This is a genomic window from Schaalia sp. JY-X169 (genome assembly GCF_014069575.1).
Lineage (GTDB): Bacteria > Actinomycetota > Actinomycetes > Actinomycetales > Actinomycetaceae > Scrofimicrobium.
Window position 1 is genome coordinate 407,684 of record NZ_CP059675.1, and the last position, 20,439, is coordinate 428,122.

General features: G+C 55.8%; 20 protein-coding genes. 6 read left to right on the forward strand and 14 right to left on the reverse strand.

Annotated features, from left to right (window positions below; genetic code table 11):
• Window positions 1–8: 8 nt before the first annotated feature.
• Together H2O65_RS01760 and H2O65_RS01765 are read left to right on the forward strand one after the other, a co-directional pair.
• Window positions 9–242 (forward strand): hypothetical protein, encoded by a 234-nt coding sequence (locus H2O65_RS01760; protein WP_182142778.1) that lies wholly within the window; start codon window positions 9–11, stop codon window positions 240–242.
• 284 nt (window positions 243–526) lie between these two features.
• Entirely contained in the window at window positions 527–3,607 is a 3,081-nt protein-coding gene (locus H2O65_RS01765) for a type III restriction-modification system endonuclease (protein ID WP_182141905.1), read from the forward strand.
• A 170-nt stretch (window positions 3,608–3,777) separates the two neighbouring features.
• Here H2O65_RS01765 and H2O65_RS01770 read toward each other — a convergent pair whose 3' ends face one another.
• Window positions 3,778–5,181, reverse strand: coding sequence for an MFS transporter (locus tag H2O65_RS01770; protein WP_182141906.1), 1,404 nt, complete (start codon window positions 5,179–5,181; stop codon window positions 3,778–3,780).
• Window positions 5,182–5,215: 34 nt separating this feature from the next.
• A complete protein-coding gene (locus H2O65_RS01775; protein ID WP_182141907.1) occupies window positions 5,216–5,611 on the reverse strand; it encodes a YccF domain-containing protein in 396 nt (131 codons plus the stop codon).
• A gap of 317 nt (window positions 5,612–5,928) precedes the next feature.
• On the opposite strand from H2O65_RS01775, the gene H2O65_RS01780 reads away from it, so the two are divergent.
• The 4 genes from H2O65_RS01780 (at window position 5,929) to H2O65_RS01795 (ending at window position 10,524) form a co-directional block, all read left to right on the forward strand.
• Window positions 5,929–8,208: a DEAD/DEAH box helicase family protein gene (locus H2O65_RS01780; protein WP_182141908.1), complete on the forward strand. Its 2,280-nt coding sequence runs from the start codon at window positions 5,929–5,931 to the stop codon at window positions 8,206–8,208.
• Window positions 8,205–8,750 carry a hypothetical protein gene (locus H2O65_RS01785; protein ID WP_182141909.1) on the forward strand — a complete coding sequence of 182 codons (546 nt, stop codon included), beginning with the start codon at window positions 8,205–8,207 and terminating at the stop codon, window positions 8,748–8,750. The genes H2O65_RS01780 and H2O65_RS01785 overlap by 4 nt, the downstream gene beginning before the upstream one ends.
• A 153-nt stretch (window positions 8,751–8,903) precedes the next feature.
• A complete protein-coding gene (locus H2O65_RS01790) occupies window positions 8,904–9,587 on the forward strand; it encodes a DUF6308 family protein (protein WP_182141910.1) in 684 nt (227 codons plus the stop codon).
• Between the two features lie 85 nt (window positions 9,588–9,672).
• Window positions 9,673–10,524, forward strand: coding sequence for a hypothetical protein (locus tag H2O65_RS01795; protein WP_182141911.1), 852 nt, complete (start codon window positions 9,673–9,675; stop codon window positions 10,522–10,524).
• 155 nt (window positions 10,525–10,679) lie between these two features.
• Here H2O65_RS01795 and H2O65_RS01800 read toward each other — a convergent pair whose 3' ends face one another.
• The 12 genes from H2O65_RS01800 to H2O65_RS01855 form a co-directional block, all read right to left on the reverse strand.
• The gene (locus tag H2O65_RS01800) at window positions 10,680–12,623 is read right to left on the reverse strand and encodes a recombinase family protein (RefSeq protein WP_182141912.1); all 1,944 of its coding nucleotides are present in this window, start codon (window positions 12,621–12,623) and stop codon (window positions 10,680–10,682) included.
• A 165-nt stretch (window positions 12,624–12,788) separates the two neighbouring features.
• Complete coding sequence (locus H2O65_RS01805; RefSeq protein ID WP_182141913.1) at window positions 12,789–13,637, reverse strand: hypothetical protein; 849 nt, start codon at window positions 13,635–13,637, stop codon at window positions 12,789–12,791.
• Complete coding sequence (locus H2O65_RS01810; protein WP_182141914.1) at window positions 13,627–14,106, reverse strand: hypothetical protein; 480 nt, start codon at window positions 14,104–14,106, stop codon at window positions 13,627–13,629. The genes H2O65_RS01805 and H2O65_RS01810 overlap by 11 nt, the downstream gene beginning before the upstream one ends.
• 109 nt (window positions 14,107–14,215) lie before the next feature.
• A complete protein-coding gene (locus tag H2O65_RS01815; protein WP_182141915.1) occupies window positions 14,216–14,605 on the reverse strand; it encodes a hypothetical protein in 390 nt (129 codons plus the stop codon).
• Between the two features lie 142 nt (window positions 14,606–14,747).
• Window positions 14,748–15,194 (reverse strand): hypothetical protein, encoded by a 447-nt coding sequence (locus H2O65_RS01820; RefSeq protein ID WP_182141916.1) that lies wholly within the window; start codon window positions 15,192–15,194, stop codon window positions 14,748–14,750.
• 86 nt (window positions 15,195–15,280) lie between these two features.
• Window positions 15,281–16,054 (reverse strand): replication-relaxation family protein, encoded by a 774-nt coding sequence (locus tag H2O65_RS01825; protein ID WP_182141917.1) that lies wholly within the window; start codon window positions 16,052–16,054, stop codon window positions 15,281–15,283.
• Window positions 16,055–16,219: 165 nt separating this feature from the next.
• Window positions 16,220–18,373 carry a type IV secretory system conjugative DNA transfer family protein gene (locus tag H2O65_RS01830; protein ID WP_182141918.1) on the reverse strand — a complete coding sequence of 718 codons (2,154 nt, stop codon included), beginning with the start codon at window positions 18,371–18,373 and terminating at the stop codon, window positions 16,220–16,222.
• A complete protein-coding gene (locus tag H2O65_RS01835) occupies window positions 18,366–18,566 on the reverse strand; it encodes a hypothetical protein (protein WP_182141919.1) in 201 nt (66 codons plus the stop codon). The genes H2O65_RS01830 and H2O65_RS01835 overlap by 8 nt, the downstream gene beginning before the upstream one ends.
• Before the next feature lie 31 nt (window positions 18,567–18,597).
• On the reverse strand, window positions 18,598–18,798 hold the full coding sequence (locus H2O65_RS01840; RefSeq protein ID WP_182141920.1) for a hypothetical protein: 201 nt from the start codon (window positions 18,796–18,798) through the stop codon (window positions 18,598–18,600).
• A gap of 15 nt (window positions 18,799–18,813) precedes the next feature.
• Window positions 18,814–19,506: an MT-A70 family methyltransferase gene (locus tag H2O65_RS01845; RefSeq protein ID WP_182141921.1), complete on the reverse strand. Its 693-nt coding sequence runs from the start codon at window positions 19,504–19,506 to the stop codon at window positions 18,814–18,816.
• A gap of 273 nt (window positions 19,507–19,779) precedes the next feature.
• Window positions 19,780–20,055 (reverse strand): hypothetical protein, encoded by a 276-nt coding sequence (locus H2O65_RS01850; protein ID WP_182141922.1) that lies wholly within the window; start codon window positions 20,053–20,055, stop codon window positions 19,780–19,782.
• Window positions 20,055–20,360, reverse strand: coding sequence for a hypothetical protein (locus tag H2O65_RS01855; RefSeq protein ID WP_182141923.1), 306 nt, complete (start codon window positions 20,358–20,360; stop codon window positions 20,055–20,057). The genes H2O65_RS01850 and H2O65_RS01855 overlap by 1 nt, the downstream gene beginning before the upstream one ends.
• Window positions 20,361–20,439: the final 79 nt, after the last annotated feature.

Consider the following 20,439-nt stretch of genomic DNA (forward strand, 5'->3'; position numbering starts at 1 on the left):
GGAACGCCATGACCTTGACGAACGACGAACTCACTGAGGTCCTCGACCGCCTGCTGGCCGGCGGGGAGAACGAGGTTGTTGAGTTCAAGGAGGCCGCACACCGGTTCTCGGCCGACAATACAGATGAGTACACGCTGAGTGAGCAAGTTCCACTGGGTTGCCGTAACCCGGTGCCAGTCTCTGCGATGACTGACCTCAACCACGGTGGGAGCTTACGTAAATGGGAACTCAATTGGAGCTGACTAACGTAAGCGTCCGCGTGCCAAATGATGCGTTCGCGGCTAATTTCCAACGCGTGCCTTGCGTTTAGGGGCCAACATGTACGCAAGGAGTGAACGTAACGAATGAAGCTTCAGTTCAAGGTACATGGGAACGTGCCTGACCGGGCAGAAAGGACTGGAGGGTTGCAGATAGGAAGGGTGAGGGGGGTGGCGTTATGCGACGCGCCAGGTCTCAGAGAATGGCCGATTCTCAACGGAGTGGCGACTTCACCCATGCAGAAAGAACACAGAAAGGAACGCAACGTATGAAGCTTCAGTTCAAGGTCCAGCAGTACCAGACGGACGCCGTGGATTCCGTTGTTGACGTGTTCGCGGGGCAACCAAAGATTGATGGCATCTCCTACCGGGTTGATCCTGGTAGGCAGGTGTTGGGGTACAAGCAAGGGATGCTCACTGAAGGCGACGACGCGCATGACGCAGGGCTGCGTAATGCTGAGATTGTCTTGTCACGGGAACAGCTGCTTGACAATGTGCGAGCCATTCAGCGAGCGCAAAACCTTCCGTTGTCAGAGAAACTCACTTTCAGTGCTGCAGCTCCTGCGGCTCCCAACCTAGACATTGAGATGGAAACGGGCACGGGTAAGACCTACGTTTACATCAAGACGATCATGGAGTTGCACAAGCGGTACGGGTGGTCGAAGTACATCATTGTGGTGCCATCGGTCGCGATCCGCGAGGGCGTGAAGAAATCGTTCGACGTGACGGCCGAGCACTTCCAACAGCAGTACGGCACAAAGCCGCGGTCGTTCATCTACAACTCATCCCAGCTGCACGAGTTGGAACGGTTCAGTTCGGATGCTGGCGTGCAGGTGATGATCATCAACATCCAGGCGTTCAACGCCACCGGCAAGGACAACAGGCGCATCTACGACGAGCTTGATGACTTCCAGTCGCGTCGTCCAATCGACGTGATCAGTGCGAATCGTCCGATCGTGATCATCGACGAGCCACAGAAGATTGGAGCTCCCAAGTCGCTGGAAGCGCTGTCACGGTTCAACGCGTTGATGCTGTTGCGGTACTCCGCCACCCACAAGGTTGACCACACCAAGGTGCACCGCCTCGATGCGCTTGATGCCTACAACCAGAAGCTCGTGAAGAAGATTGCCGTGCGTGGCATTACCGTGAAGGGACTCGCCGGGTCGACGGCCTACCTATACTTGGACGCCATAGAAATTTCCAAGGGTGCTAGACCTCGAGCGCGGGTCGAGATTGAGGTGCAGACGGCCTCGGGCATCAAACGGCAGGTCAAACGCCTCGATATGGGCGCCAACCTCCACGATGTTTCAAACGGGATCGAGGCATACAAGGGCCTCTTCATTACCGAGGTGGATGCCAATCGCGATGTGATCGAGCTGAGTAACGGCGACGTTGTCGTGGCGGGGCAGATTACCGAGGACGTCACAGAGGATGTGAAACGGCGCATCCAGATTCGTGAGGTCGTTCGCGCGCATCTGGACAAGGAGCGCGAGCTGTTCGGACAGGGCATCAAGGTGCTGTCGCTGTTCTTTATCGATGAGGTCGCCAAGTACCGCGACTACAGTCGCGAGGACACGCTGGGGGACTACGCGCGCATCTTTGAGGAGGAGTACGCTGCAATTCGCGACGAGGTCCTGGGCGAACTCGCCCTCGACTCCGTAGCGGGGCAGTATCAGGAATACCTGCGCCGCGACCCTGTTGGGGAGGTTCACGAAGGGTACTTCTCAATCGATAAGAAGACTAAGCAGCAGGTTGATGGCAAGATTTCTCGCCGTGGCGATGACAAGGGCCAGTCGACGGACATCGGCGCATACGACTTGATTCTGAAAGACAAGGAACGTCTGCTGTCGTTTGCTGAGCCCGTCCGGTTCATCTTCTCCCACTCTGCGTTGCGCGAAGGCTGGGATAACCCCAACGTGTTCGTAATGGGCATTCTCAAGAAAAGCGACAATACCGTCTCACGTCGCCAGGAGATCGGTCGCGGGCTACGCCTGGCCGTCGACCAGCGCGGTGAACGTATGGACAACCCCGTCACGGTGCATGACATCAACGAGCTAACTGTTGTCACTGACGAGTCCTACACCGACTTCGTGACTGGTCTGCAACGCGAAATCTCCGAATCGCTTGCGGCACGACCCCGCAAAGCCAGTGCCAAGTTCTTCGAGGGGAAAGTTCTGTTCAACGACATTGATGAGACCAGGCACGCGATCACGGAGCGTGAATCCAAAGAACTGCATTTCTGGCTGATCCAGCACGGGTTCATCGACATCGATGAACACCTCAGCGAAAAGTGGCTCAATCGCGGGGCCTTGGATGAAATGCCGGAACTTCCCGAGTCTCTTCGGCCCTTCCACTACCAGGTTGCAGAAATCGTTGACTCACTGAATGCGGAAATCCCATTGCCGCCAGATGGTAAGAAGCTGAAGAAGATACCTCTGAATGAAGCCAACTTCGCGCGCAAGGAGTTCCAAGCCCTGTGGGGTAGGATCAATCACCGCGCCGTGTATCAGGTTGAATTCGACTCTGATGAGCTGATCCGCAAGGCCGTCCGCCACCTAGACCAGCACCTCAAAGTTGCGTCGCTACAGTACGTTGTGCAAGCCGGTAAGCAAAAGGAACTGCTAGAAACCGACGATTTGACGAGCGGTAGCGGCTTCGCCGTGCAGGCCACGCAGACGCATACCGAGGCCGTGAGTGCACGTTCGCAAGTCAAGTACGACCTGTTGGGTGAAATCACCGAGAAGACCCAACTCACCCGCCGCACGGTCGCAGCGGTCCTTACCGGCGTCACGCCCGCAACATTTGCTAAGTTCCGTCTCAACCCCGAGCAGTTCATAACCGAGGCAGCCCGGCTCATCAACGAGCAGAAGGCCACGGTCATCGTTGAGCACCTCGCCTACGACGCGCTCGAAGACCGCTTTGACTCTGCGATCTTCACCGAGAACCAGACCACCCAAGACTTCTCAAAGGCCGGATCGAAGCTCAAGAAGCACGTCTACGACTATGTAGTCACCGATTCCGATGTTGAGCGTGATTTCGTTACTGAGCTCGACACCAGCCAGGAGGTCGCCGTTTACGCGAAACTTCCGCGAGGGTTCTTCATTCCCACCCCGGTTGGTGACTACAACCCGGACTGGGCGATTGCGTTCACCGAGGGGAGCGTCAAGCACGTCTACTTTGTAGCCGAGACCAAAGGGTCGCTGTCCACGCTACAGCTCAAGGGCGTCGAGGATGCCAGGATCGAGTGTGCTCGGAAGTTCTTTGCGTCGCTCACCGAGAAGAACGGCAACGACGTCACCTACGACGTGGTAACCGACTACGGCGAACTGATGCAGCTTGTGACGGTGTAAGACTGTCGCATGCGGGACATTCAAAGTGACTGGCAAGCCGTCGGAGCAGCGCGCGCCCGCCCTCCACAGCCCTGAAATGTATACGTGGGGAACCAAACTGCGTCTGGGGTAGGTACCCCACGGCCGCATCGGTTCCCCACATAAACATTTCGCGACGCTGTCGTCTCCTCTTACAGTTGTTGGGTCTCTTGTAACTGGAGTGCCTCGTCGGAGTCTGGGGCCGGACTGATCCGCCTGGCAATTGGCATTGCCATCACCAGGAGGACAACCATCAGTCCGACTGCGGCCGCGAAGGCGGGGGATAGGCTCGGTAGTACCAGGGCGTAGGCGATTCCCGCTGCTGCCACACAGAATGCGCCGCCAAGAGTGTCGGCCATCTGCAGAGCGGATGAGGTCTTCCCTTTGTTTCGTGTCTTGGTCATGGCGAGCGCATGAACAGTCATGGTGGGGTAGATGAGGCCGATGCCAAGTCCGGTTATGGTCCAGCCGATGATGATTGCTGCGCCGGGTACGCCCTCGAACACGCCTGCGAAGGTGATCGCGGTGCCGACAAGTTGCACCAGCGTGCCGATCACGGGGAGTTGTGCTCGCTTCGCTTGGTCGGTGATACGCCCGGAAACGGCTGATCCAATAGCCCAGGTAATGGAACCGACTGTTAGCACGAGGCCGGCGCTGGCGGGATCCCACCCGTGTACCAGTTGGAGTAAGAGCGGGAGAAAGGTCTCCACCCCGATAAAAGTTCCGTTGGCCAGTCCGCGCAGTAGGACGGTGGAGGGGAGCCCTCGTTTTGCGGTGAACGTTCCCGCGGGGAGTAGCGGCTTCATGAACACGAAAGTGAGGATTGCCGATACCGCGATTATGAGGAGGATCAAGGGGGTGAACTCGTCTGGCTCTGTCCCGGACATGACCTGGAGTAGCGCCACCGATACGCCAGCGCCGACCGCAAGTAACACTCTGCGCTTAGTTGAACCATCTGAGTCCGCTGGTTCTGTCCGGGGAAGCGCGGCCGTGACTTTGACCAGAACTGGAAACGCCATCAGGAAAACGACAGGGACAAAACCAAAAATCCACCGCCAGCTCGCATACTGAACAACCAGGCCCGCAATTCCCGGGCCGATTAGCGCTGGCAGGACCCAGGCGGCCGCGAAAGCGGCGAAGAATGGTGGTTGTCGAAGCGGGTGTACGTGGTTGCCGATGATGGTGTAGAGCGGAACCATAGAGAGACCGCCGCCGAATCCCTGTATTGCCCTCCCCAACACAAAGATCTGCATGGATGGGGAGAAAGTGCAGATCGTTAGCCCGGCGACGAAGAGTAGTACGCCTGTGTATAGGCATGACTGTGGGCTGCGATTATCAGACCATGGCCCAGCCAGAGCTGTCGCGATCAACTGAGTGGCCATGGTTATGCCCATCGCCAGTGCGTAGAGGTTCGCGCCCTCCAATGAACGAACCACCGTCGGCATAGCAGTTGCCACAGCCAACGTCTCAAATGCGACTAAGGAAATAAGACCGACTGCAAGCCACTTCAGCAGACGCTCCTGTGACCCCTCGAGAAATATGCGTTCGCTATCCACAAGTGCCCATTATTGCCGGAAAAGCAGGTCCCAGCTAGTTCGGGAAGGTCCCGTTCCGAGACTGATCCACCACCATCTTCCCGTAGGGGAAACACGTCACGGGGATCAGCTTGAAATTGGCTATGGCCAGGGGAATTCCAATAATGGTGATGGCCAGGCCGATACCTGTGACCACGTGGCCTAGCGCCAACCACCAGCCAGCAATGATGAACCAGAGTCCGTTCATGAGTGACGAACCGACACCTGCTCCCGGTTGTTTCACTACTTCACGCCCGAATGGCCAAATGATATATCCAGCGATGCGAAACGAGGCAACCCCAACGGGGATAGTGACTATGAAGATGCAGGCAATCACGCCGGCTAGGACGTATGCAAGGAACAGCTCAAACCCCGCAAACACAACCCAGATGATATTGAGCAAAGTCTTCATTCTGCGGTGCCCCTTTCGCGAGTCGCATGAAAGGTTACAGGCTACCCAAGCCGATGCCATAGTGCTCGACACATTCGCGAGCGAATGACGCATTCTAGATGCCACCCGCGTACGGGAAGTCGCTTCCGTCTCTGGCGCCTAATGGGCCGTGAGCCCTTGTACCTGTTCTGAAGCGTCGCAGATGGTGTCGCACCGCTGGGTCAATAGTGGGGGCCACCTGTGCGTCACTGCGTCGCCGGTATCGTCTTCTGCATCGATAACCCCCTCTTGTTAGACTCGAAGACAGGGATAGGACAGTGTTTGCAAAGGGGCTTTACGTGTCGGGTGAATCAGTGGTGTCGAAGAATGCGAACACGGTTCAGGCAAGGCCTAGAAGCAATCCTCAGGAACTGTTCCCTCATCAGGTGGCGGCGATGGGGCGGTTGGATGAGTTGAATCGGGCTTCTTCTTTTAGTTCTTTGTTGGTGTTACCAACGGGTGGGGGTAAGACGAGGACGGCGGTGCAGTGGCTGATTGCTAACGCTTTGCAGGAAGGTGACGCTGATGGGGGCGGGGTGGGGCCGCGGCGGAAGGTGTTGTGGTTGGCCCACCGGCACTTATTGTTGGAGCAGGCGGCTGATGCTTTTGAGCGGAACGTGTTTTCTGATGATGCCCCGAACTTGACGCCTTTCCGGTATCGGATTGTTTCTGGTCGTCATGATCAGCCGGTGAGGATTACGCGTGATGACGACGTGGTGATCGCTAGTAAGGACAGTCTGGCTTCCAGTGCGGGTTTAGCCGCGTTGGATGCTTGGTTGGCGGGCGAGGACGAAGTGTTCGTGGTGGTGGACGAAGCTCACCATGCTCCGGCGCGTTCCTATCGAAGGATTTTGGATCGCGTTCACTCTCGGGTCCCCAGGGTGAAGCTCCTAGGGTTGACCGCGACCCCTTTCCGCACCTTGGAGCAAGAGCAGGGCTTGCTGGGAGAGATTTTTAAGAACGATGTCGTTTACAAGGCTGACCTTCAAGACCTGATTACCAAGGGGATTCTGGCTACCCCACATCCTGAAAGCCTAGAGACAAAGGTTGACTTCGGCGGGAGCCTGGTCCCCAAGAATGTTAGGACCATCGAGCGCAGCGACTACATTCCTCAAGACATGCAAGACATGATGGTGGAGCATTCGCGTAGGAACAGGTTTATTGCGCAGACTTACGCGAAGCATGTTGATAGGTACGGGCCGACGATCGTGTTTGCGGTGAATATTCCTCACGCTATCGCTCTTCGCAGGGTCTTTGAGGAAGAGGGCGTCCGGGCGGGCGCGATCTTTAGTGGCAAGAGGACTGAGTTCACCAACATTGACGTGTCCAACCATGACAACGCAGAAGAAATCAGGAAGTACGAGCGCGGTGATTTGGATGTGTTGATCAACGTTGGCATCCTCACTGAGGGGGCTGACCTACCCAGAACCAAGACTGTGTTCTTGACTAGACCCACTGTTTCTTCGGTTTTGATGACTCAAATGATTGGGCGCGCTCTTCGCGGGGAGAAAGCCGGGGGGACTCGTGATGCCCATATTGTCAGTTTCATTGATGACTGGCACGGGAAAGTGGCTTGGGAAAGCCCGGAATCCGTCATCGCAGCAGCCAACGGTATTTTGCAGGAGAGTGTCGCGCAGCGCCGGGACTATGACATGCGGCTGGTGTCGATCGAGAAGATGGAAGAGTTCGCCAGCATCCTTAACGAGGCGGTAGACACCACCGCGTTGGAAGGCATCGAGTTCATCAAGCGTGTGCCGTTGGGCATGTACATCTTCTCCCTGACCATCCCCACCAATGGTGAAGGCGACGCTAACGAGGGCGAGCTGGAACACAACCACCAGATCCTGGTTTACGACAACTCGAAGCACATGTACCAGGCGCTCATCGATTCTCTCCCCGCCCTGTTTACAGATTGGGGATTGGAGGAGGAAACCATTCCCGAGGACGTGTTGGAACTCCTGGTCGACCATTGTCGGGAAGCCTACTTTGATGAGGGCATGATTCCTCCGCTTCGGGAGCGGGACATCGAGTATCTACTCAGGTACTACGCGCAAAAGGTAGCCCAGCCAGTTTTTGTCACTTTCGATGAGATAGAACGAAGCAAAGTTGACCTGTCACGGATGGCTCGCAAGATCTTTGATGAGGACATGCGTCCCAGTGAGCAGAAGCGATACAGAGACAGACTCTGGGAAGATCCCGCCAGTCTCCTCAAGGTCTACTACGGGCGGAAACCGTATTTCCGGAGCCAGTTAGACACCGAGATCGCCAAGCTTCAAGGCGACTCCCCAACCCTGGTTGAAAGCACCGTGGTCCCAGATCAAGTGGCGTTAGAAGACCTAGCCCTGAGCGACTGGGCTGAGTATGCACCCCAGTTGTACAACCAAACCAAAGACGCGGTCTTCAACCGGGCCAAGCAAGGGTCAGAATACGTGTGTGCTGGCTGTGGGAAACGCAGCCCGTACAGGGCCTTGTTCCATATTGACCATGTCTATCCGAGGTCGAGGGGTGGGAAGACCACGGAAGTGAACCTGCAACTGCTGTGCCGGCCCTGCAATCTGGCTAAGGGTGACCGAACGTGACCTACAGGATCACACCAGCCGATGCGGCAGTGGTCCTGATACGGGCTGACCTACCCTTGACGAAAGAGCGACAACTCATCGCCACGCTATGGAAGAACCACCGCCACGTTGAGAGGCGCTACCAAGATGACGAGTCGTTATTTGCGCGCGCCATCCGCCGCGAGACGCTCAAACAGGAACGGACCCGGGACGCGGAAGACCAAGCACTACTAGCCGGAGAAAGCGACGCGCTTGAAACCACAGTTCGCCAAGCCGGCGCGGACCCTGTCCTGCGCTACTTCCAACTAATCCGCTTAGAGCTACTCCACGTGCCTGGACGGGTGCAACGCGTCATGAAACTACGTACACTACTGCGCGACCTCGGCTACAAGAAACGCTCCCCACAACTGGTTAGACGAATCAACCGGGCCCTGCGTCAAACACGACTACAGACCCTCACGCGCGGCCAAATCCCCATTCGCATCGAGGACGCCGGCCTCGACACAATGATCATCTTCCGACTCCGCCCCCGCCGACACCCCATGTGGAGGGGATTGCGTTAGGCGTAGCTCGATAGAACCGGGGATACCTGAGTTTGCTTCGAGGCGGGCGCAGCATCAACAAGGAGCGTGCGAATCTCGGCAATTGGCCGCTTGCCAAGCGATACCCTTCTTGGAAGGGGTCACATAGGCGTAGTTGTTGGAGGTAGGCGCGACATGGATTTCATTTCGAGCACGGACTTGGCAGAGGCATTGGTAGATAAAGGCCTGTGTGTCAGTTTGGTAAATGGGTACTTCAAGCCATTAGATTCGGGTGGGCGATTCGAGGGCCAATTCTTCAACCCTTTCGACAAGGAGTTGAGTAGCGCGGCCTACTGCTTTACCCCCTCCGATCTTCTGGCCTGTAGTTTCCTAGGCGCGCCGATTGAGGCCCGCGGCGTCTACGAGATCTTAGTTAGACGGCCGGAGTATTACAATGAGTTCTTGCATGAGTTTGACGTTGACGAAAGATTCGTCGACAGGCCACCTTCAGAATGGGCCAAGAAAAAAGGCTACCCAGGCCGGGACCTCTATAGGTCTCTCACAGAGATCCCCGGGATTGGCCCGACCCGTGCTACTAAGCTCATGGCGCGCAAGCGCCCGGGTCTGTTTCCGATAGTTGACACTAAGGTGCGAGCCGTCACCGTACGTGGCACCCGACCATATTGGGCACCACTGAGTGAATGGCTTAGCGCTGATAACTTCTCTTGGCACAAGAGGCTTGACAGTGTCTTGGAGTCCTCGACCGTGGCGGGCTCAATCACGACCATCCGTGCCTTTGATGTAATTGCTTGGCTTGTCGGATCTGGCAAGAACAAGCTTGCGGAGAGGGACTCGGTCTGGGTGGAGCGCTCCGTGTGAGGAGCTCCTACTGTGCGGCGCCTATTTGTCGGAGCCTGCTTGTAGTCTCTGTGAACTGATTCGGCGGTGAGTGGAGGTGGGCGGCATGAACATTGATATTGAGGCATTCCCGGTTGACGATTACATCGATTTGTGTGGGGATAACGCGCGGGGGAAGGAATTCTTGTATCACCGTTGGGATGTGGTCAAGTTCTTAAACCAATCCGGAGTTTTTCATGATGATACCGGCGATTTGGCGGGTGAACCACATCAGCGACTGGTTCGCGACTCGGTTGTGGCACGGGGGTATTCAAGTACTGATGTTGACGATGCGACCAATGAGTTGGTGCGAAGGATCTGCGGGAGACTCAAGGAACTAGGGCGTCATGACGAGCGGGTGCCGGTTGCCGACCGCCTTGCAAGGCCACTGTGTAAGTTCGCGTGCACGACTCTTCGTGAGCACACCGCAGGACTCGAGCTTCTCGCGATGACCCCGGAAGAGTCGGAGGCAATATCACCTGACTCCGCCCGGGAGTCACGCCGGGACTTTTATGAACCATCGGTCGAGGAGTTGAGGATCCGGTGTGCTCGGGTCGAGCCCATGGTAACTGATCTCCTCTTGGAGCATGGGTTCACGCGGACACACCAGACACCCGGAGAGCTGACCGAGTTCAAGGTGGATATTGCCGAGACGAAACATGGAGCGCGCAGCATGTATCGGTTCGGGCAGGTCCGTGGAGGTCTGCGTGGTACTGACGTCGACATGGACTTCAGTCTTGTTCCGCCTGGAGACTTGATTACACTCCGTTTCTGGGGTCCCACAGCAGGATTCAGTCGAGAGAAGCTCGGGCTCACGTGGACGGACACCGATGAGAAGATCGCTGGAGTGTTCGTGGAAATGCTGTTGGAGGCAAAGACACTGTTCGACAACGATCAAACGCGCCGCTGCCAACGCTAGTGAAAGCCGAAGAGATGGCAGGTGGAGATGCCCAGTACGACAGAGGTGAGCTCGGCCGAGACTGACACTCGAAGAATTACGAAACTTCGGGGTGCCATCGGATCCGCACGGCCCTGGAGTCTCCATTCTCTGGCGTTTTCCTTCGTTTGGTGGCGTCATGGAGGCGGTAAAGCGTAAGTAAACATGCAGGTCTGACACCACATGGCACCGATTGGCTGCTCCCTGGGAGGGGCTTGGAACCTCCGGTACAGTGTCGGTTCGAGTCCGACCGGGGGTACCACGGTGCTCTTACTCGAAACAACGACAGCTGGAGCATGCCCTGACCCCTGTAGGTCGGCGCGATCATGTGCTTGCCCCGTTTCTAGTGATGGACATTGGACTTCGTTGGTCTTACCCGAAACATCGACATCAGAACGAAAATTCATTAGTAGCAAGTCCCCGTCAGAATTGGCGGGGACTTGTGTTGGTCCCAAAAGTACGCCTGCTGGAAGGTGTCGCCAATTAGGGCTGTAGATATCATCGAATGGGGCAGCGAGGATTGCCTGAAGCTGGTGGTTGTCGTCTTTGTCCATGACAACCCTCAGTTCTTTGAAGAAGAGGCGGTTGAACATCCGGCGTATGTGGTCTGGGGACTGCTTGTATGCTTTGGCACTTTCAACACTCAGTTCCATCGCCGTGTCAATCAGGCCATCAGTTTTTGCTAGATCCGTGTTCAGGGCATCAAGATCCCGCATGACGGATAGGAGCTGGGAGTCCAGTTCTTTTTGCTCGCGTCTAAGCATGTCCATTGGTATGGCGTCGTTGTAGTGGGCCTCAAGTAGTTTTCGTTGCTTGCGTTCGATCTGGAGCTTCTGGGAGGTCAGGGCCTCATGTTTTTCGGAGGTGTCTTTTGTCAAGTCGCGCAGACTTTGCTTTAGCAGTTTCTCCAATTGCGATGCTTCGGTGGGCTTCATTGCCAGTCTGTCGTAGAGCTCTTGGATGAGCTCCTCAGCCCGATCAAAGGTGATGGATCGAAGGTCGCAGTTGGTTCTCTTGGAGTGACGTCCAGTGCACGAGTAGTACGGGTAAGGCATGTCGCTTCGTGTCTTAGCAACTTGAACCATCATCCTGTAACCGCATTGTCCGCACCAAAGGGTGGACTTCAGGTAGTGGTCATGTTTGATGCTTCGCTCGCCATTGACCTTGCTTCGGAGGATTTGCTGAACTCGGTCGAAAAGGTCACTGGTGATGAGTGGTTCGTGGTTGCCCGGATACTTGGTGCCATTGAAGGTAACCACGCCGAGGTAGTAGTCGTTGGTCAATATTTGATGGACTTGCCTTGTTTCTATTGGTTTCTCGGGTAGGCGCGCAGTCTGGGGCATGGTCAGCCCTCGGCTGACTAGTTCTTGGCACAGGGATCGTAGCGAGTACTCGCCGGTTGCGTACTGCTCAAAAGCCCAAGTGATGATAGGAGCACGTTGACTGTCGACCTCGACAGTGCGGTGCTCTCTGCCATCCTTTAGCTCACGAATATTCTTGTACCCGAGTGGCGCCTTGCCGTGAGTCCCGCCCTGGCGCACTTTCTCTGCCATGCCTTTCTTGACCTCATTTGAGAGGTTTTTGGAGTAGAACTCAGCGATGGAGGACATGATGCCGTGGAGGAGTAATCCACCAGGCGTTTGGTCGATGTTTTCGCTAGTGGAAACCAGCCGAACGCCATACTCGGCAAAGCGCTGGTTGATCTCCACGTCGTCGGCTCGGTTGCGAGCTAGGCGGTCTATTTTGTGGACGATCACGTAGTCGATGTTTCCGGATTCTTCTTCAAGGTAGCGAAGCATCTCTTGAAGCGCTGGCCGGTTGGTTGTCGTTCCGGAGACACCTCGTTCGACGAATTCTTTTACAACCATCGCGCCCATGGACTGCGCTTTACGTTTATTGGCATCTCTTTGGGCCGGGATAGAGAAGCCTTCTTCGCCTCCTCGTTCGGCTTGCTCTTTGGTCGATACGCGGATGTACGAGACGGCGCGTTTGGGGGTTAGACCGGCGGTCATGGCCGCGAACGGGTCAGTTATGGAGGCTGCTGGGGTCGCCACATTAGATGGCATTGTTGATGTATTCATACTCCCATTGATGCTTCTTTTCGCTGGAGAGTCCAGTGTATTTTTTGGTGTGATAGCAGGGTTTTCCACAGGTTCTCTGATGTTTTCTGGGTGTGTGCTTGGTTGGTTATTCATGGCAGACTCCTCTCGCTTCTGAGGGTTTTGGTTGTGTATTTTGCGTCGCTCTTATTTTGCGAATACGTAGGTTTCATCGTCGAGTCGAACTATGTCGTAGGCTTCTCGGGCTTCGTCTTCGAGGAAGTCGTAGTCGGGTGTTAGGTAGTCGAAGTAGAAGCCTCGCTCGCTGGCGAATTCCAAGACTTCGCGTTCTTTGTCATCAAGGTCGCAGATCTCGCTGATTGCGTCTTCGTGGTTGTGCCACGACCCGATGTAAGAGTCGTGGAAGTCGCCCATGATGTCTCCGCTCATAGCGTTGACGTTTGGTAGCGATAGGAAAGCTTGCAGGGCAGCGTCTTCGTCGTAGCGCAGGGTTCGAAGGGTCCGTTTCAGGTCTTCGATGTCTTCATTGCCGTAGATACCGGGGACGTGTACTGTGCCGGGTTGGTCGCGGATCTCAACTTCTGTGGGGACAAGAATGTTCTCAAGCTTTGGTGGGTATGGTTCGGGGTCTTGGATGCTCTCGGCGAAGCGGAACCTTTGACGCACTGCGTAGTAGCCGAGCCAGTTGATGAGGTCGGTGGCTCTGGGTGGTGCTTCCGGGTGGTTGTAAAGAGAGAGGTATTCTTCGCGGATTTCCTCGTAGTTGCCGGTGTTAGTCCTGGCGTAAGTACTGAGGTGACTGTCCGGGCCGATGGCTCGCCCGAGCACGCCCGCGATGCGCAGTGCGGTGTCCTCATCGATTTGTTTCTTGCTTTCTAAGGCGTGGTCGATTCCGGCGATGATGATGTCGGCGTTTATTTCGGAGGCAACGTCGAAGCGTCGCCAGTTCGGCACTTCCCGCACTCGCGCGGGGCGTGCTTGGGTTTCTGGGGTTTGGTGGCGGGGTTGGTAGGTTTCTGGGTTGTTATTCATCATCGTATTCACCTCCTTCTAATATTTGGTGTAATTGACTCTCGGGCGCGATGACGCCAGGTCTTAGGAATGTGTGTAGGCGGTCAGAGTCGATGCCTTCAAACACGTGGTAGTAGCGGGCGAGATACTCGAAGGCGTTATTGATATCTAGGGCGACCACGGCTGCAGGTACGTTGCCTGCTTGGCAGGCGAAGTTCAAGGCTTCATACCAACCGAGGTCGGCAGCTTTTTCACTTACGAAGTCCCTACGTGTTTCGTAGCTGCCTTCATAAGTGTCAAAGAAGCGTTGGAGTGGGCAGGTCTCTTTCATGTCAGCAGTTCTCTGCTCATCGGCGCTTTTGGACAGGTATTTCTTGTAAACCTTGACGGCATCTTCGATGAAGAGTTCTTCATCTCTGGGGTCGTTTCCTGCTAGTTCTTCTTCTGGAAGTCTGGGCATATCTGGATGCCTGGATGGTTTTTCTGGGTTCATAGTGTGTTCTCCTTTTCTGGTTACTTGGTTTTGTTGCTCCTTTCTTTGGGGCCGTTTAGTGGTGTCGACCAACGTCACGGAGGAGGCTGGCCGACACCTAGTGCTGGTTCTAGCGGTCGGTCATGATGACCGGACACTCGTCAAGTTCCAGTTTTGCTTCCACAGCGAAGTTGTCTTTCGTGTTGAAACTGAGCACTTCGTCTGTGGCCGCGAACATGACTTGCGGGTGAGTTTCTCTCCAGAACTCCAAGAGCCGGAGCAGTCCGAGCCTGTCTTCGACCGCGATTGGCCCACAGTTGTCGACAAACTCCGCGATCACGATGGTCTGCGCCTTAGTGGCCAGATCCGCAATGATTTTCCGTTGTTCATCGAGGCTGGGGTACCTGCCTGCGTAGAAGTCTGGCTCGTAGTCCTCTTTTTCTTGGCGCAGGTAAGCGACCCCGAAACGGTATGTTTCGCCTCCGTAATGGTTGTTATAGACAGATTGGTAATCGGTCATAGTTGTCGCCTCCTTTCAGCGATGCCCACGATTGGTTACGTGGCGCTATTTACTTATTTGTTCCTCCCGGCTGGTTGCAGGGAAGCCTTAGCTGCGGGACAAACCCTTGGGGTATTGGCCCCGGGGCTTGTCCCGCTGGTGCTTAGCTCGCCGAATCGGTTTCGATGGCGGTGTGATCAAAAACGACGCAACGGTCGTAGGCGACAACCAACTCGTAGCGATCCTCGATAGCTGCGTGGAGTTCGTCCTCATCCCATTGCAGGAGATCCTCGAACTCGAGCTTGGCGTTAGCGGATTGCCTGATCTTTTCCCAGTTGTTGAGCGTCAGTAGCTTCTTCTGTGCTTCTTCTCTGTCACGATCTTCGAGGATGTAGGCGTTTTCGTACTGCTCAAGCAGTTGGTCTGCGCTTAATTCTTTGACGACGGGCAGGTGAAGGAACGCTAGGAAAGCGGTACCGTGCTGCTCGTAGCCGGTCTTGACTTGGCTAAGCCACTTCTCCTTGCACATCAGCGTTTCGAGGACATCGATGGAAACGCGCGTTGCCTTGTCGATTTCCTCTCGCCATTGTTCGTTGGTGTGTTTGTACATGATCTCCCTCCTTTCAGGGCTGATTATTGATCTCCGGCTGACAGGTATTCCCCGTCAAGCACCGGTCTGGGGAAGCTCTCGTCGAGCTACTCGTGCGGGCTTGGTCCGTCACGAATCAGGGAGCTCAAGTGCTCGTGGGTGATGACGATGAACAGCTGGCCAGGTAATTTCGGCTCTGTAGAGATTGCTTGGCTCAGTTGCTGGGCCCGGCCAAGGTTGGGAACGACCCAGACCACAAGTGGGAACACCCCGAGCTGTTTCTGCTCCGCTCCGGTGCGCCGGTATGTTTCGTATTGCCAGCACTTCCGGATCACCCGGCCGGGGTTCTCGGTCGCTCGATCAACCTCAATAAAGTAGTAGTCAACAAAATCTGTGGTGGTAACCCCCAGGGCTAGGTCGGGCTTCAAAGTCGTGGCCATGCCTGCACTGCCTAGGTAGGTGCGCCAGCAACCCGGTTCTGTTTCAACCAGCGCTTCCAGCCCGGGCGTTTGGTGAGTGGTTTCTTCGAGCAAGACCCGCACCTCAGCGACGGCTAGGAGATGCTCTAGGAACGTTGTCGAGTAGTGGTGCGGACGAATTCGACCGGTGCGTTTGCCAGTCAAGAGGCGCAGGCCTTTAGTGGTAAGCGTCCAGATCGTCACAGCCGAGCCGCCTTGCCAGCCACCGACCCGACGCTCTAGTGCAGTGATGAGTCTTTGCTCTCGTAGGGAATCTAGGTGGCGGAGGGTCTGTCGCTTAGCTGATCGACGGTTGCCAAATTGGTGTCGGGCTAAGCGTCCTAGTTGGTGCGTGGTCAAGAAACGATGATCACGAAGCAGGTCTAGGAATAGTTGTTCAGTTGGTTGCAACGAGTTATCCATGAGTGGGCTCCCGTCCTTCGGCCTTACCGGTGACCCCTAACTGGGGGTCAGTCACCGCCACCCGTGCGGCACGACTGGCTGCCGGTCCGGCAATGAAGCCTTTGTTTACTAAAGCGAAACGTCTACCGAAACGTCTTGGCGTTTTTGGGTGCGTGGTAGGGGTTGTCATCGTTTGACTCTTCCGATGCCACTAGTTGCGCCCTCAAATTCTGGTTCGGCGCTTAGGTCGGTTAGCTCAAGGAGCTCTTTTTCGGTTTGTTCGGCGGGGGTTCCGTAGCGGGCGTGGGAGTGGGCGTAGATTAAGCCAGCATCGGTTCGTGCGGGGCTTGGTGGCCTCGTCCGTATCGTCACCCAGTCGGTACTGTTTCCTTTTTGTAAGATGTTGGCGTAGGCATGGAACTTGGGTAGTTGCATGAAGTCCTGTGGTTCTAGGCCAGGTGCTTGCTTAGCAGCGATGGCAGCGTCAAGTCCGTTCATGCCGAAGTAGATTTTGTTGCGGGCGTTCGCATTCATTGCTTCACGCATAGCGGGGTCGAGCTGAGAAAAGTATTGGTGGGCCATTGTGAAGGCTCCGCCTAACGATCTGGCTTGGGCTAAGGCATCGGAAAGGTCTCCTGGAATGCCAGCTATAAAGTCGTGTACTTCATCAATGAAGACTTCAATGGTGTGGCGGCGCTCAACTGGTACGCCCTGGCGCGCCAGCAGCCTTGACCAGAGCTGCCCAAGTAGGAGCGTGCCAACAAGTTTGGCAGCGTCACCGCCAAGTAGTCCCCGGTTAAGGTTTACAACAACGATGCGACGCTTGGTGATTACATCGCCGATGTCGAAGCGAGGTTTGGACTGTCCGAGGGTGGCTCGGAGGTTGGGACGCAAAATGATTTGCCGGAGCTTGTTTGAGACGGGCGCTATCTCCACGGCTTGCGCTTCGGGTCGTTTAGCGTCGTACTGCCGCCAGAAAACATCCGTCCCCAGAGGGTCGGACTGGCCTTTCAAGACTTTCTTCCGGAACGCGGGATTGGTTAGCAAGGGCTGGAGCCACAATAGGTTCGCTTCCGGAACCCTAGACAAGGTCAGAAAAGCGGCCGTAAGGACGTCGGCGGTGCGGATTCCCCAGTAGTCCTTGAACAGGGACTCGAAGATGCCGAGGAGGGAGTCAGCGGTGACGTGAGCGAGCCGTTGTGGCCCACTGAGCGGGTTGAACCCGACAGGAGCCGTGCTGGTCGGATCGATAACGACCACGTCGTCACGGCGACTTGTTGGGACTCTGGCGAGCACGTCAGTGGCTAGATCTCCTTTAGGGTCAAAAACAATTAGGCCCCTACCGGCCGTCATGGCGTCCTCGATTAGGCCCAGCATGACCGTTGACTTAGCTGAACCAGTTGGCCCGACAAGCACCGTATGGAAAAGCGCATCTTGGATCGGTAAAGCGAATTTCTCCTCCGTGCCGACACTGGCGGTTACTCCCAAGTTCCGTGGGTCACGCACCAGTCCAGTTTTAGGGGCCAGGATCTTGGGGTGGAGTGACCCAATGAGTGGAAGTGGTGGCTCACCCGCAGGCCAGGCGGCGAAGACCGGCAGCTCGCTGGAGCGCAGGCTTTGTTGCCAGCGCCAGGGAGAACGCCCCTCATGTAGGCGAGTCGGGCTGTCCACACCTAGACGTAGCTTGGCTTCACCGGTCTCAACCGTGCGAAATGAGCCAAAGACTTGACGAACTAGGAAGGCGCTACGTGCCGGACTCCCTGTAGCACCTAAGCGAATATGTACCTTGAAGCCATGACGTTCACGAGATTCAACCGGGACTTTGTTGGGGCGAGACCGTGGCGTATTGCCACCAGCCAGTAACAGCTCCAGCCAAGGGCTGGCGTTAGGACTCCAGTGTGCAGGTGAGAGGCGAGGGCCGAGCATCAACTGCAGGGCAACCTGCTCACCGTCCTGGAGCCTAGACACGGTACCGTATAGAGCTCGAATTCCAGCAGTGATCCGATCCTTGTTACTCGATAACGAGTGACCACCAACTATTTGAATGGCAGCAGCATCATTCATTTCTTTTCTGGTGCGTCTGGCTCTCACCATCCGCACTGGCAGATGCGAAACCAAAGCGTCTTTGATCGCTGGCAGCCGGTGCGGTTCACTCCCGATGAGCCACTGGGCGCCTTTCTTATCTACGCGAAACTCCAGGACGATGCGTCCAAGCTCCGGCGCGGTCGCGAACCTTTCTAAGACATCGGTGAGTTGCTCGGTGGCGATCGTGTCTTGCCACACCAGTTCCTTCCACTCCAACACCTGCTTCGGTCCATCGGTTATTTGGTTGCTACTCATCGTCTTTTCCTCCCTTCGTTTTCTTGGTTTGACGTTTCTCAGGTTTCTTAGTTGCCTGCTCGCTCATGTGCATGGCCAGTAGCAGCAGGATGCGGGCGTATTCTGACTGGTCGAACTCCTGGTTCCACACTGGGATCAAACGGAACCGTGACTGCCCAACATTCCGTTTCTTGCGTGGACGGGCCGCACTCACTTGCGCCTCCGCCTGGCATAGTCCCGCCCCGTCAACGCCAAGGGTTCCTCCACCAAACCCACAACCGCAGGCCCCCGATGATGAGAGCGATGACGGCGAGGATGAGGAACATCCACCAGATCTGCTTGACTAACATCCAGGTCAGATGAAGCAGAACGACGGCGAGAAACAGGTAAGCGCTCGAACGTAGCAGCCTCGCCGCTAAAGAGTTCGGCTTGGAATCTTCCGACATGCTTTACACCCCTCATCACGATGCCTCCTTGCCAGTAACCCCGGTTGCAGGGCCAGTAGCCGTTTCTTCTGTGGTTGGGTCTCCGGGGATCGGGTACCCCCACTTCGCTAGTGAGATCCGTGACGGTTCGGTTGGGGGTATTTCGTCGCCCCAGATATCCCAGTTCAACCGGCTCGGTGCCGGACGCCTAGCAAACAACTCCAACATCCGTGTCGACTGATCAGCACCCGTGAGGCGCTCGATCATCAGGTGGATCTCTTCTGGTTTGCGAGAGTGTTCCTGCAAGGGGTAGAAGCTCCAGTTCGGTTGAGAATGAAAAGCAACCTTGGTTCCCTTACCGCGCACGCCAAGTAGCATTAGCTCTCCAGCATTACGGAAGGTATTACCGAGGGTGAAGCGTGGCTTGGCCCAGAAAAAGAAGTTCACGTACCGATACCCCCAGGCCTCCAGAACCTTGATCCCCAGCGGCACCGTCCCAGCGGTGACCCACAAGAAACAGAAACTGTTCTCGCCCATGATTTCTTTGACTGGCTCGCCAAGACCGAGGATGCGCTCATCACTCATCACCGGATAATGGTCCTCAGCGGCGGCATAACCCTTCTTTTTCCCTCTGCGGGTCTGGTGTAAACCCCAAGGTGGGTCAGCTAAAACCACCTGGTAGGTTCCAGTCCGTGGCGTCCTGCTCCTAATCTGCTCGTTTTCTGGCATGACAAATGCTCCCTTCAATCGCCCAAAAGTCCTGGGCTAGTAAGTTGATGTCAGCCAAACCAACAGATCCTGCACTGTTTTGATGCCCCAAAAAACTGGGCGGCAGGCGGTCTGGCTTCTGCTAATGGTTATACGTCAGAAACGACGGAAGATAAATATCCGGTAACACCCGTCATTTGCTCGAAGATCCAAGCAAATGACCGGGGTTACAGGGCATAAATGGGGCTGTGAAAGTAACCGTTGACAAATACACAACACCGACAAAACAAGGGGCTAATCTGTTACCGAACGTGGCGCTCGCGAAGCAATTTCTGCCATCTGACGAAGTATCCGCTGACGCTCCAACATCAGGTCGAATGCCATCCTGACTGTGTGCTCACGAACGTCGGCTATGGCTTGCTCTTCTTGCCACCACTGGAACGTATCTCGCGCCTTAGCAATGACAGTCAGAACAAGCCAAACCACAGAAGCTGCAATGACAAGGACAAGTAGGATCCTTGGGAAGATGTACCCAAAAGCCTTGATGAACTCCGATATCCGTACAGGCATCAGAAACCCTGATTCAAGCGTTGGGCAGCGCCCAGCGCGTAGGTACCCACTAGTTGCTCCATCAAAGGGGCAACCCCCGGGTTTGTGCGAACATGCATCTCAGCCTGACCAACCAAAACTGCCACATTAGTCATCGCCAAAGATGTCAGGAACGCATGACCCGCTTCCTCGACCGCCCGGATCTCAGCACGCGCCGAGACCTGCTCAACTTCACGCTGAGTGGCCCGAGCAACCGCGCCGCTAACCCGCCTGCCTTGCTGTGTTGTCAGGGAATTACCCCCAAACAAAGAAACCTCGCTAGACATTTTCTACTCCGTTCGTGTCGTTGTCTTTTAGTGCCTCTAGTTTCTTTGGGTGGGATAGCGTTGGTCATGACAAAAAAGT

Coding starts and splice junctions, on each gene's coding strand:
- H2O65_RS01820 (WP_182141916.1), bottom strand. CDS start 15,194: ATGTACAAACACACCAACGAACAATGGCGAGAGGAAATCGACAAGGCA.
- H2O65_RS01765 (WP_182141905.1), top strand. CDS start 527: ATGAAGCTTCAGTTCAAGGTCCAGCAGTACCAGACGGACGCCGTGGAT.
- H2O65_RS01775 (WP_182141907.1), bottom strand. CDS start 5,611: ATGAAGACTTTGCTCAATATCATCTGGGTTGTGTTTGCGGGGTTTGAG.
- H2O65_RS01795 (WP_182141911.1), top strand. CDS start 9,673: ATGAACATTGATATTGAGGCATTCCCGGTTGACGATTACATCGATTTG.
- H2O65_RS01830 (WP_182141918.1), bottom strand. CDS start 18,373: ATGAGTAGCAACCAAATAACCGATGGACCGAAGCAGGTGTTGGAGTGG.
- H2O65_RS01850 (WP_182141922.1), bottom strand. CDS start 20,055: ATGCCTGTACGGATATCGGAGTTCATCAAGGCTTTTGGGTACATCTTC.
- H2O65_RS01855 (WP_182141923.1), bottom strand. CDS start 20,360: ATGTCTAGCGAGGTTTCTTTGTTTGGGGGTAATTCCCTGACAACACAG.
- H2O65_RS01790 (WP_182141910.1), top strand. CDS start 8,904: ATGGATTTCATTTCGAGCACGGACTTGGCAGAGGCATTGGTAGATAAA.
- H2O65_RS01815 (WP_182141915.1), bottom strand. CDS start 14,605: ATGACCGATTACCAATCTGTCTATAACAACCATTACGGAGGCGAAACA.
- H2O65_RS01800 (WP_182141912.1), bottom strand. CDS start 12,623: ATGAATACATCAACAATGCCATCTAATGTGGCGACCCCAGCAGCCTCC.
- H2O65_RS01760 (WP_182142778.1), top strand. CDS start 9: ATGACCTTGACGAACGACGAACTCACTGAGGTCCTCGACCGCCTGCTG.
- H2O65_RS01840 (WP_182141920.1), bottom strand. CDS start 18,798: ATGTCGGAAGATTCCAAGCCGAACTCTTTAGCGGCGAGGCTGCTACGT.
- H2O65_RS01805 (WP_182141913.1), bottom strand. CDS start 13,637: ATGATGAATAACAACCCAGAAACCTACCAACCCCGCCACCAAACCCCA.
- H2O65_RS01845 (WP_182141921.1), bottom strand. CDS start 19,506: ATGCCAGAAAACGAGCAGATTAGGAGCAGGACGCCACGGACTGGAACC.
- H2O65_RS01825 (WP_182141917.1), bottom strand. CDS start 16,054: ATGGATAACTCGTTGCAACCAACTGAACAACTATTCCTAGACCTGCTT.
- H2O65_RS01810 (WP_182141914.1), bottom strand. CDS start 14,106: ATGAACCCAGAAAAACCATCCAGGCATCCAGATATGCCCAGACTTCCA.